Below are 11,541 nucleotides of genomic sequence, written 5' to 3'. Positions count from 1 at the left end.
AGCCACGTGGGGATGAAGCAGACGCAACTCTAGATACAGGAATTGGGTATGGACACGATTACTGTTGCATCGGTGCTGACCCAGGAAGTCGAGGACCTGTCCTTGGGCGAGGTTGTTCAAGCTTCGGTAGTCCTCGGCCTCGTGGTCTTGGCAGTGTTGCTGGCCTTCGGCATCAAGACCTATGTCCAATGGCGTCGCCAGTTGAAGAACGCCAAGCGTATCGGAGTTGCCCCGCCAGCTGGTTTCACTTGCCCCGGCAGCAAGAGTAAGCAGCACCGGGCACCGCGGCTGGATGTGCTCTCAACCCTCGGGGATCTGCGTCGGCCGGAAACCTTGAAACGCAGTTTCGAGGATGGCAAATGACGCCAGCGGTCCGGCCTGCCGCAACGCGGTGGTTAGCCAACGGCGGGATTGGCGACGGCCAGTTCATCGTCACGCTGGATGCTGTCCGCGGTTAGGATCAAAGCATGACAGAAAATTCCGTTCCTGACTTGCCTCCTGTCAATGCTGAAGCTGCCCAGAAGATGTGGTCCGAGTATCTGGGGAGCAAGGGGATTCCGCTGGCTGATGCGCCACATCATGTAGCCGAATCGTTCGGGGATAATCCTGCGCTTGCCGATGAGCTGCTGCACGAAATGCTGCACGGAACCAAGCGGGCGACTTCATCTCTGGCTAGCGACTACGCCTACTACAACGAACGCGTCCCGCAGCCTGAAGACCACTGCATCGTTTGCGACGGCGACGGTCAGCCGCGAGCAATCTTGCGCGTGCTGTCCGTCCAGCGCGCATCGTTCTTCGACGTGGATGCCCAGTTTGCCGCAGCTGAGGGCGAAGGTGATCTCTCGTTGGAATACTGGCGCGCAGAACATGAGAAATTCTGGCGCCGTACGCAAAAATCAATTGGTGTCGATTGGAAACCTGAAGACACGCTCCAACCCGGCGGAGAGCTGGTCCTGGAACGCTTTGAACTTTGCTGGCCCATGGAGCATGCCGACTAGCCGGACCAAGTTCGTCACGCCGGCCTGCGGTGAAGAATGCGCAGGCGTAGGGTGGAAGCAGAGGGTTTCCCTATCGTCGAAACCCGGTCACGAAAGGTTGAACATGTCGATTGTCGTCATCAATGCCCTATCGGTTCCCGGCGAAGCCGGACCGGAACTGGAGAAGCGTTTCGCCGCTCGCAAGCATTCGGTAGATTCTTCGCCGGGCTTCGAGGGGTTCAAGCTGCTGCGTCCGGTCAACGGTGGAGACAAGTACTTCGTGTACACCCAGTGGGCCACCCGCGAGGACTTCGAGAACTGGCGCGCGCAGCGCGCGGATGCGGCGCATGCCGGCAACGATGCCAAGAAGCCGGTGGCCACCAGCACTGAACTGCTGGAATTCGAGATCGTAGAACTTTAGGCACTCCCGAATCCAGAAACGTCTCGATGCCATTGCGGTATCGGGGCGTTTTCTGCGTCCAGGATCGGCGACTATCTTTTCCACTTTTCCTGGCGCCGTGCGGAATCGGCCAGCAGTGCCACGCCGAGTCCGATGCACAGCAGGGCACCGAGCAGGAAAGTCATGTTGATGCTTTCGGGACTGGCCTCGCCGTTGAGTCCCGGGTGGGTGGCGATGATTGCCGCGGAAATCGCCGTGCCGAAGGAAGAGCCCACGGTACGCAGCACCTGGTTGAAGCTTACGGAGCTGCCCAGTTCCTGGGTCGCCACGCTGCGGGCAATCAATGCCGGCATCGCCGCGTAGCTTGCGCCCATGCCGATGCCGAAGACCAACATGCTCAGCAAGATCTCCCAGAGCTCCGCATGGAGCAGCCAGAGCATGGTTCCAGCAGCTGCCATGATGATCGCCCCAATGGGAAGCATGACCTGCATGCCAACGCGCTTTGCCAATACCCGAACCGTGCGGTTGGCGGCCAAGCTGCCTACCGAGAGCGGGAAGATCACAAATCCTGCCCAGAAGACCGGGAGGCTCAGCCCGTATCCTGTTGCGGTATCCGCTTGGGCTACCAGTGACGAGACGGACATGGCGATATACAGTGCCGCGCCCAGGGCGATGGCCGAGATATTGGCCAGGAGGACTTCGCCCTGCTTCAGTGTGCGAAGGTTGATCAAAGGGTGGTCCAGGCGGATTTCCACCCGTACCCAAAGGGCAAGCACGATGATTGAAAAAGCGGCCAGTGCGAGGGTGGTCCCAGAGACCCAACCCCATTTGGGTCCCTCGGATATGGTCAGCAGCAGGGAACCGAGCCCCACCGCCAGCAAGCAGGAGCCGGCGAAGTCGAAGGGGTGCTGCTCTGCGCGGCCATCGGGGCCCGAGGGGACGACTTTCCATACAACGAAGATGGTGGCCAGCACGAATACCGCACCAAACCAGAAGGCGAAGGAGTAGTCGAAAATGCCGGCGATGATGCCGGTCAGCGGATAGCCGATGCCGATTCCGGAGGCAACGGTCACCGACAGGGTAGAGATGGTGTTCTGCGCGTGCTCGGGAGGCACGTAGCGCCGGGCAATGGCGATGGTGACAGGGACAATGCCGTAGGACAGGCCCTGGAGCACGCGTCCGGCAAGAAATACCCCGAAGGTTGGCGCGGCCGCCGCCATGACCGAGCCGACGAACATGGTTGCAAGCGAAGCGAGCAGCAGCCGCTTCTTATGCGGTCCATCGCTGAGTCGTCCCATGATGGGTGTTGCCACGGCGCCGGCCAGGAGATTCACGGTGAGCATCCACTGGGCGGTGGCAACGTCGACGTCGAAGCGCTGGGAAATCGAGGGGACCAGCAGCATGCCCAGCGAGGAGACGATGGCAGTGGCGAGCGCGGCAAAGACCAGCGTCGGCACCAGCGGATTTCGGGCGGTTGCGGTGCGATTCATGGGCGGACCGCCGTGTTGATCTTCTTCAGTGCAGGCAAGGCGGCACGGATCAGGGAAATCTCTTCATCGCTCAGGTTCTCGCCGATGGCTTGCATCAACGCCCTCTGGCCCAGCTGGATTTCATGCTCCAGCTTTTGCCGGCCAGCATCGGTGAGCTTGAACCAGAGCTTGCGCCGGTCGGCTTCATCCCGGTGCCGCTCAATCAGCCCGAGGCCTTCCAACTCCTTGGTGGTCAGCGAGATGGCTTGCTGGCTGACCCCGATGGCGTGCCGCATCCGGGCGGCACTTGCCCGGCCTTCGGTGGCCAGGGTGTGCAAAATGCCCAGCTTGCCCGGGGAAATGGACCGGGCTGTGCGTATCAGGCTCAGCAGCGGCGACAACGCTTCATACATCTGCTCTGGAAGGTCTGACGACTCTTGCTCAAATTCCATAGGTGCAGAATACAATTAACTTGTACAAGCGTCTTGTGAAACTATTCGTGAGATAGGGCACCGCCCATGGATGGTGGACCGCAAACACAATCCCCGCCTGCATCTGTTGAAAATGCGGGCGGGGATTGCGTTGGTTGATTCTGTTGGCGAAGCGAAGGACTAGTCTTTCGCCTTCACTGCAAGCACCGGGCAGTCGGCCTCGATCAGGATGCGTTGGGCGATGCTGCCCATGAGCAGCTTGCCTACGCGCGAGCGCTTGCGCAGCCCGAGGACGATCAATGCGGCGGAATGCTCCTGCTCTGCCTGGAGGACGAAATCGGCAGCGTCGTGGACCGGGCCGTCCTGCGGCAGGATCTGCAGTGGAACCCCGAGATCCAGCAGGGCATCGAGGTCGATGCCCAGATGCTGCTCGGTGATCGGCTCCTTGTCCAGGTTCGCGATCAGCAACCGGTCCTGTGCCTTGTGGGCCTCGGCCAGCCCGCGCCGTATGGCCAAGCGGCCCGCGGGGGTGTCGCTGTAGCAGGCGATGATTGCCATGGTGTTCTCCTAATGGATCTCGGAATCAGAGCCAGTTGGCCAGCAGGCCCTGTGGCAGGTCGATGGGAAGCAATGACGGCAGGGCCAGCATCAGGATGAAGAACACCACCGTGTAGATCATCGTGGTCTTCAGCTTTGCTCGGGCCACGATGAGCAGGAAGGCCGGAACGAAGACCGAGATGGCTGCCAGGTATCCCACCAGCGAGGTGAGCACAAGGAACCCAGCCATCCAGCTGAAAGTCCGCAAGGCGAAAGACGCATCGCTGGTCCACTTGGGACCCCAAGCCGAGTTGCGGCCAGTGCCCGCTGTGCTGGTTCCAGCCGGATATCCGGTGCCCGGATTGGTGTCCGGCTGCTGGATCGCAGCCGTTGCCTGGGCAGTGCCGGATGGTGCATGCCCTGCAGCTACGGGGACGGCTTCGGCAGGTGCGGTGAGATAGGCTGCGGCCGATACGTTGACCTGCCGGTCCGCGGCCATCGCCGTCTTGCGGGTGCGCAGTTCCAGCGCCAGGAGGATTCCGGACATGATAATTCCGACCCAGCCGACCAGCTGCGGAACAAGTTTCGCATCCGGGGAGTAGCTGGAGGAGAGCAGCAACGATCCGGCGAAGACCAGCAGCAGCACTGCGGCCGCGGCCAGAGACCACACCGAGTTCTTCAGCGGTGCTTCGGCATCCGGAGCGCTGTCCGACTTCGGATCGTCGTCGGCGCCGAGCTTGCGGCGGGAACGGACCCACTTGAAGACGTTCCAGAGGATCGGCAGCACGAGCACGGCGATGAACACCATGGTTCCCGGGCGCAGCATCCACTCGAAGCCCTCGTACAGGCTGTCGGTCAGGAAGTAGTAGCGCTCCATCGGTATCGCCAGCACGAAGCCGATGAGGAAAGGAGCACGCGGGAATCCTGTGGACTTCAGCACCCAGCCGGCCACGCCCAGCAGCACCATGACCCATAGATCGCCCAGCTGACCGCCGTCCTGGAAGGAACCCAGGAGCATGATGACCACCAGGCCGGCGGCCAGGACCGCGAAGGGAACCTTGGTCAGCGAGGAGAGCGGACGCACGGTCAGGAAGCAGAACAGGGCACCAAGCACCGAGGCGATGGCGAAGGCCCAGATGATCATGTACATCAGGTCCAGGTGCTCGTTGATGATGCTCGGGCCCGGCTGGATGCCGTAGGTCAGCAACATGCCCAGCAGCATGGCCGAAGGCACGCCTCCCGGGATGCCGAACAGGAAGGTGGGGATCAGATCGCCGGCTTCCACCGAGTTGTTGGCGCTTTCCGGCCCGACGATGCCACGCGGGTCGCCCTTGCCGAACTTGCGCTTGTCCTTGGCGGTAGCCACCGCCTGGCCGTAGGCCAGCCAGGTTCCTGCAGTGGCGCCCACGCCCGGCAGCACGCCGGCCCAGATGCCAATCAGCCCGCCGCGGAGCACCTGGGACCAGTGCCCCAGCCACTCGCGGATGCCCGAGCCCCAGCCGCCGGAGACCTTTACGCTCTGCTTGTCGCCGCGGCGCTGGCTGGCTCGCGAGGCGATCTCGGCCAGGCCGAAGACGCCCAGCGCCACTGCCACCAGCGACAGCCCGTCGCCGAGGAACAGCGAGCCGAAGGTGAAGCGCTCTTCAGCGGTGGTCGGCGCGGTGCCGATCATGCCGACCAGCAGGCCGGCCAGGCCGGCGGTCAGCCCCTTGATCACGTTGCCCCGGGAGAGCACCGCGGCCAAGGCGACGCCGAGCACCGTGAGCATGAACAGCTCAGGGCTGGCGAAGGACAGGACCAGCGGGCGGGCCAGCGGGATAGCCAGGGTCAGGCCGACCGCGCCGATCAGCCCGCCGGCCATCGAGGAGAGGAAGGCCAGGGACAGGGCGCGCTTGGCTTGCCCCTTGCGGGCCATGGCGTAGCCATCGAGCATCGTCACCGAGGCCGAGGCGGAGCCCGGGGCGCCGAGCAGGATCGCCGACACCGTATCCGAGGTGTGCACCACCGCCAGCGCGCCGATCAGCAGGGCCAGCGCCGAGGCCGGGTCCATGCCGAAGGTGATGGGCAGCAGGATGGCCACGGCGGCGGTGCCGCCCAGGCCGGGGATCAGGCCCATGACCAGTCCCGAGATGACGCCGATGAGCAGCATGAGCAGCATGCTCGGGTCGGCCAGCGAAGCCAATGCGGCCATTGCGGATTCCAGCATTGCTTGCCTCCTTAGTCGATTTCAATTCCGTAGGAGTCCTTGAGCAACGCGGTCACGTAGCCCTTGGTCTCCTCGGTGACGGTGTACGCGTCCTTGACGCGCTGGGAGAGGTTCTCGTCTGCGACGATCGGGTAGCCGCCGAGAACATCCTCGGCCTTGTCGTTGAATTCCTTGTCTTCGGACAGCTGGTGCGCGGACTCGCGCAGCAGCTCGACAGCTTCCTCGGGTGCGTCCTTCGGTGCCCACAGGCCCTTCTGGTAGGTATAGGTCAGGCCCAGAAGGGTCTTGTATGCCTCCAGCTTCGGCCCGCTCGGCGCCTTGCCGTAGAGCTCCTCGTATACCTCGACGACGGTTGGCGCGTCGGGGAAGTTCGGATCCCGCACGACCTCCCCGTTCTCGTCGAGCTGCCCGAAGGACATCAGCACGGTGGCGGAGCCTTCCTCGGCCAGAGGTTCCACCGCCGAGTGGTAGGAGGAGGTGGTCGAGTAGTCGATGTCCACCTCGCCGCGCTGCAGGGCCAGGTTCACCGGACCGCGCCCCTCGAAACCGAAGGTCGCCGAGATGTCGGCTTCGAGCAGGTCGAAGGCGACCAACGTGGTTAGGTCAAGGCCGGTGGCGGTGATGCCGCCGAAGACCAGCGGCTTCTTCCGGTCCACCAGGTCCTTGACTCCGTCTACGCCGGCCGCGGCGCGGGCGTAGATCACCCCGCCGGTGCCGTTGACCAGCACCGGTTCCAGCTTGTCGAAGGAATAGCGCACCACATCGCGGTCCAGCACCCACGGCACCACGGTGGTTGCGGTGCTCACCAGCAGTTCGGTCCCATCATCGGCGGCCGAGCTGGCGAAGCGGTTGCTGCCGGTAATGCCTTCGCCGCCGGCTTCGTTGATCGGGGCGAATCCTGGTTCCCCGGGAATGTCGTGCACCAGTTCCTGGCCGACGAAGCGGGCCCAGGTATCGGTGCCCCCACCCTCGGCCAGCGGGATGACCATTTCCAGGGTCTCGCCAGCATAGTCGCCATCGGCGGTGGTGGCCGGCGGGTTGAGCAGACCGCCGCCGAGCAGGGTGGCTCCGAGCCCCAGGGCGGCGAATGCCGCCACCGAGGCGAAGACCGTGCGGCGCTTGTGCGGCGGAGGATCGTCGAGCAACTGCGCGGACGCAGGGGCGAGCGCTGGTTCGCCGGCCAGCATGGCAGTGGCCTGCACTTCGGGCGGGGCGACCGGGTCGAAGCTAAGTTGCGCCTCGGCCAGCTCGCGGGCAGTTCGGGTGGTTCCGACCGCGGTCCTGCCCTCGATCTGGCGCTGCCAGGTCTGGATCTGCCCCGCAGGAGTCTGCATGCGCAGCACTTCGCCGGGTTCCGCGGAGAGCAGATTGGCGATGATCGTTCCCGGCTGGCGTGCGGCCATGGTCAGCGCGACGCTGCCTGTGATGGCCAAGGCCGGGTGCGGCGCTCCCATGGAGAGCATCATGACCCTGAAATCGCCTTCGTCGCCTTGATCCGCTGCCTGGGCGATGGCCAGTTTCGGGATGGCCCGCTGCGCGGATTCGGCGCTGTCGGACAGGCCCATAGCCACGGCCCCGGCCCGGCGGATCTTCTCCAGCTTTTCGGACTCGGCCAGCGCCTGAGCCGGCCAGTCGGAGAAGTCCACGGCATCCAGGCCGGCCTGGGCGGCGCTGATGATGACTACTGGCGCTCCGGCATCGATCAGCGTGGCCTCTGCCTCGAACCCCGGCTGCGTGCCGTTGCCCGCAACCTGCAGCGTGCTGAGCGGCTCGCCGGCCGGCAAGAGCTGGCCGGTGGTGCCGCCGGCCGGATCGAGGAAGCCGATCTCCACTGCTTGGCCGGGGAAGGGTACCCCGGGAATGAACTCGGCGGACTGGGTGCCGTCAAGGTTCATGCGTTCGACGAGCAGCTGCCCGGTGTTGGTATTGCGGATGTGCACGGTCACCTGGCCGTCAATGGCATCAACCCAGCCGTGCTTGAGCGCGTAGGGTGCGATGACTGCCGAGCAGTTTCCGCAGTTGCTGCCCCAGTCCACCACGGCTTGCTCGATGCCCACTTGGGCGAAGGTATAGTCGACATCTACGCCGGGTTCCTCGCTGGGGCTGAGGATGACGGCCTTGCTTGTCGTCGAGGTTCCGCCGCCGACACCGTCGATTTGGCGCGGGTCAGGAGAGCCGAAGAGGCGCAGCAGCACCTCATCGGCGGTGAAGCCGGGAACTTCGAGCGCACTTCGCTCGAAGACCCAGCATTTGCTAGTACCCCCGCGCATCCAAGTGGCCTTAACCGAGTGTTTCATTGGATTGACCCAATCTATCGATAACGTAGCGCCCGCGTTAGATGTGACGCCGGGCACTTATGCCTGTATTGATAATGAGACGGTCGACACTTAATTAGTAGTTACCCTTAGTTCAATAAATTGAAGCAACACTTAATTCATCTTTGTTACTAGGAGAAAATGCGCGCCGAGCCGCTGATCGATTCGCGGCAGGGCCGTGCATTTCATTGAAATTTCCGCAAGAATCCAGCAAATGTGCGCTTGATGAAATATAGTGAAGTTCTACTGCAAGGAGGAACCGTGCTTGATGCCAAGAGATTGCAGATATTGCTCTCCGTGGTCGAAGGGGGTTCGGTCACCGCGGCCGCCGACGAGCTGTTCTATACCCCGTCGGGGGTTTCGCAGCAGCTGCGCAAGCTCGAGGAAGAAGTGGGCCAGCCGTTGCTCCAGCGCCACGCCCGTGGCATGGTGCCCACCGACGCGGGCCATGTCCTGGCGGGCCATGCGCGCGCCATCCTGCAGCAAATGGACGCGGCCATGGCCGATTTGGACCAGCTGGCCGGCCTGAAGAGCGGAAGCCTGAGCCTGGGCACGTTCCCCACGCTGGGCAGCTCGTTCATTCCGCTGGTCATCAGCCGCTTCCGCAAGATGTACCCGTCCATCAAGCTTGATGTGCGCAGTACCCGTCTGCGCGAACTCATTGGCCTGCTCGCCAGGGGCGAGATCTCGATGGGCCTGCTGTGGGAATATGAATGGATGCGGCTCAAGCGCGACGATTTCGAGCTGACTACCCTGTTCACCGAGCCCACGGTGCTCGTGGTCGGCGCCGAGCATCCGCTGGCGCAACTCGAAGAGGTGGATGTGGCGGCCACTGCCCATGAGCAATGGATCGTCCGCGCCAACGAGCACCCGGTTGCCGAGCTGCTGGAGCGCACCTGCAATGCGGCGGGGTTTTCCCCGAAGATCTCTTTCCAGGCCAATGACTACCAGGAAGCCCAGGCGATGGTTTCAGTGGGGCTGGGCATCGCCTTGGCCCCGAAGTCCGCAGTGGTGAATCATCATCCAGGGGTCAAGGTCCTCTCCCTGGGCGAAGCGGCCGCTTCGCGCAGCGTGCTGCTGGCCCAGCGGCGCGACCGGGTCCGCGCACCTGCGGAAAATGCCTTCCAGACGCTGCTCGTCGACATGGGCAAGACCTGGATCGACTAGCCGAAGACGCGTGCCCGGGCTGGCTGATCCCCGGGGTGGTGCCGGCCGCAAAAAATCCTTGACCGGAGTCCCGGAGGTGCTCTAGGCTTCAAGATAACCTGATATACCAGTCGGATATTAAGGGATTCCAGCGGGCCGGACCGTGCTCCTGCGCGCCCTGGAATCCCGCCGAACGGTGCAGGGATCAACTGCCACGCGTCCCGAGCGAGGGGAAACCCCATTGATCTCCAATGAAACCGTCATCAGCTATCTCCAGCGGCTTGCCTCTGGCGCCCCGACGCCGGGAGGAGGCGCGGCCGCAGGATTGCATGCGGCGCAGGCCGCGGCCCTGGTCTCGATGGTTGCCGAATTCACCTCCGGGCCGCGGTATGAAGCAGTCCGGGAGCAAGCACAGCAGATTGCCCGGCAGGCCAAGGCGATGATGCGCCAAGGGCTCGGCGCCGCCGAGGAGGACGAACGGCTGTTCGGCGCCTTGGGCGCGGCCTACAAGCTGCCCAAGGACAGCGCAGAGCAGAAGTCGCTGCGCAGTGCGGCGATCCAAGACGCCACCATCGCCGCGGCAGCGCCACTGGTGACCACCGTCGAGGCCTCCATTGAGGTGATCAAGCTGGCCCAGCGGCTGCTGCCCATTGGCAACCGCTCGGTTATCAGCGACGTGGCCGCCGCTGCCGAAGCCGCGCGGGCGGCCCTGGCCACCGCGTTGGCTACCTTGGAAATGAACATTGGCGCCATCAACGATATCGCCCAGCGGGACCGGCTGGTGCAGGTGGCCAGCCAGGCCAGCGAGGCAATCGCCCTCGCCGAAGAGCTCAGTGCCAGCGCCCGGACGGCGGTGGCCGCATGACGGCACGGGACCTGTCCGGAGCGCCGGTGGCCGAAGCGATCCGCCAGCGCACCACGGAACTGGTGGGGCGCCTGGCCGGTGCGGGGGTCACCGCCCGTGTCGCGGTCGTGGTGGCCACCGGCAACGAGGCCACCGCCTGGTATGTGCGCTCCATCGAGCGTGCCGCCGCGCAATTGGGGGTGGAATGCCAGGTGGTGGACTTGGCCGGTGCAACGCACCAGCAGCTGGCCGAAGCGATCAGCGCATTGAACGAAGATGCCTCGGTGCACGGCATCATCTTGCAGACCCCCTTGCCACCAGCGGTGGATGCGGCGGCGCTGGTGGCGCTGATCGATCCGGCCAAGGATATCGACGGGGCGAACCCGTTGAGCCTGGGACGGCTCAGTGTTGGCCAGCCGGCATTTGCCCCGGCTACCGCGCGCTCGGTCATCGAGATCCTAGAGCACTACCGGATTCCGCTGTCCGGGCAGCATGTCGCAGTGGTAGGGCGCTCCGCGGTAGTGGGCAAGCCGCTGGCCCAGCTGTTGCTGCAGCGTGATGCCACGGTGAGCATCTGCCACTCCAAGACCGTCGATCTGGGACGAATCACCAAGTCCGCCTCGGTGATCGTGATGGCCGTGGGCAGGGCGAACCTGCTCACTGCCAGCGAGGCCGGGGAAACTTCCGTGGTGATCGATGTCGGAACCAATGTCAATGCCGAAGGCAAGCTGGTGGGAGACGTCCATGCGGCCTCGGTGCGCCCACTGGTGCGGGCCCTCAGCCCGGTCCCCGGCGGGGTCGGCACGGTCACCACGGCATTGCTGGTACTTCATGCTGCGCAGGCCGCGGAGGCCAGCTTGCAGCTGGACCCGGCGAAGGGAGCGCACATGGCCGGACGCCGGTAGCTGGCTGGCCGGCGTTCCGGGATCCGCGGCAGGCAAGCCAGCGTGCAGCGGGGGCCGGGATGGCGGAACCGCAATTGCCATGGCGAAGCGATTCACGGGCACGGTGCATGTCGGCGGGGAACAAGAACTGGGATCTGCCGCCGGCTGGATGCACCGGTGCCGCCGCCGCATCATCGATAGGAGTGTCGACGATGCGGCGGCTTTCTGCGTTCCAGCCATTGGCAAGATCCTGCCTAGGCTGGCAGCTGGTTGATCGTTCAGGTGTTCCCGTGCAGAGTATGCACACCTGTTTATGCGTCCAACTGGGTCGC

General features: G+C 64.2%; 12 protein-coding genes. 7 read left to right on the top strand and 5 right to left on the bottom strand.

Translation table 11 applies throughout. The features are described from left to right. Window positions 1-48 precede the first annotated feature (48 nt). The 3 genes from EKH49_RS02495 (at window position 49) to EKH49_RS02485 (ending at window position 1,398) form a co-directional block, all read left to right on the top strand. On the top strand, window positions 49-363 hold the full coding sequence (locus tag EKH49_RS02495) for a hypothetical protein (RefSeq protein ID WP_128469547.1): 315 nt from the start codon (window positions 49-51) through the stop codon (window positions 361-363). Between the two features lie 104 nt (window positions 364-467). Further along, window positions 468-998: an ASCH domain-containing protein gene (locus EKH49_RS02490; protein ID WP_128469546.1), complete on the top strand. Its 531-nt coding sequence runs from the start codon at window positions 468-470 to the stop codon at window positions 996-998. A gap of 103 nt (window positions 999-1,101) precedes the next feature. Next, complete coding sequence (locus tag EKH49_RS02485; protein WP_128469545.1) at window positions 1,102-1,398, top strand: antibiotic biosynthesis monooxygenase family protein; 297 nt, start codon at window positions 1,102-1,104, stop codon at window positions 1,396-1,398. Between the two features lie 71 nt (window positions 1,399-1,469). Here the strand turns inward: EKH49_RS02485 and EKH49_RS02480 are convergent, their stop codons facing one another. From EKH49_RS02480 to EKH49_RS16785, 5 genes are all read right to left on the bottom strand, one after another. After that, the gene (locus EKH49_RS02480; RefSeq protein WP_038992940.1) at window positions 1,470-2,867 is read right to left on the bottom strand and encodes an MFS transporter; all 1,398 of its coding nucleotides are present in this window, start codon (window positions 2,865-2,867) and stop codon (window positions 1,470-1,472) included. Continuing rightward, complete coding sequence (locus tag EKH49_RS02475) at window positions 2,864-3,298, bottom strand: MarR family winged helix-turn-helix transcriptional regulator (protein WP_128469544.1); 435 nt, start codon at window positions 3,296-3,298, stop codon at window positions 2,864-2,866. The genes EKH49_RS02480 and EKH49_RS02475 overlap by 4 nt, the downstream gene beginning before the upstream one ends. 159 nt (window positions 3,299-3,457) lie before the next feature. Continuing rightward, the gene (locus EKH49_RS02470) at window positions 3,458-3,835 is read right to left on the bottom strand and encodes a universal stress protein (RefSeq protein WP_038992942.1); all 378 of its coding nucleotides are present in this window, start codon (window positions 3,833-3,835) and stop codon (window positions 3,458-3,460) included. Window positions 3,836-3,860: 25 nt separating this feature from the next. Beyond that, window positions 3,861-6,020, bottom strand: a complete 2,160-nt coding sequence (locus EKH49_RS02465) for a tripartite tricarboxylate transporter permease (protein ID WP_128469543.1) — start codon at window positions 6,018-6,020, stop codon at window positions 3,861-3,863. Between the two features lie 11 nt (window positions 6,021-6,031). Further along, window positions 6,032-8,317 (bottom strand): PrpF domain-containing protein, encoded by a 2,286-nt coding sequence (locus tag EKH49_RS16785; RefSeq protein ID WP_269088413.1) that lies wholly within the window; start codon window positions 8,315-8,317, stop codon window positions 6,032-6,034. A gap of 279 nt (window positions 8,318-8,596) precedes the next feature. Here EKH49_RS16785 and EKH49_RS02455 point away from each other — a divergent pair, with 279 nt between their 5' ends. The 4 genes from EKH49_RS02455 (at window position 8,597) to EKH49_RS16485 (ending at window position 11,483) form a co-directional block, all read left to right on the top strand. Beyond that, window positions 8,597-9,502, top strand: a complete 906-nt coding sequence (locus EKH49_RS02455) for a LysR family transcriptional regulator (RefSeq protein WP_038992944.1) — start codon at window positions 8,597-8,599, stop codon at window positions 9,500-9,502. 220 nt (window positions 9,503-9,722) lie between these two features. After that, window positions 9,723-10,346 carry a cyclodeaminase/cyclohydrolase family protein gene (locus EKH49_RS02450; protein ID WP_161567431.1) on the top strand — a complete coding sequence of 208 codons (624 nt, stop codon included), beginning with the start codon at window positions 9,723-9,725 and terminating at the stop codon, window positions 10,344-10,346. Continuing rightward, entirely contained in the window at window positions 10,343-11,230 is an 888-nt protein-coding gene (locus EKH49_RS02445; RefSeq protein WP_128469541.1) for a bifunctional 5,10-methylenetetrahydrofolate dehydrogenase/5,10-methenyltetrahydrofolate cyclohydrolase, read from the top strand. Before EKH49_RS02450 ends, EKH49_RS02445 begins: the two co-directional genes overlap by 4 nt. A 79-nt stretch (window positions 11,231-11,309) precedes the next feature. Then, window positions 11,310-11,483, top strand: coding sequence for a hypothetical protein (locus EKH49_RS16485; protein WP_161567430.1), 174 nt, complete (start codon window positions 11,310-11,312; stop codon window positions 11,481-11,483). Window positions 11,484-11,541 lie beyond the last annotated feature (58 nt).

Source organism: Glutamicibacter sp. HZAU, from assembly GCF_004100365.1.
Classification (GTDB): domain Bacteria; phylum Actinomycetota; class Actinomycetes; order Actinomycetales; family Micrococcaceae; genus Glutamicibacter; species Glutamicibacter nicotianae.
The sequence above is the reverse complement of the archived record's forward strand: the minus strand, read 5'-3'. Positions and strand labels throughout refer to the sequence as shown.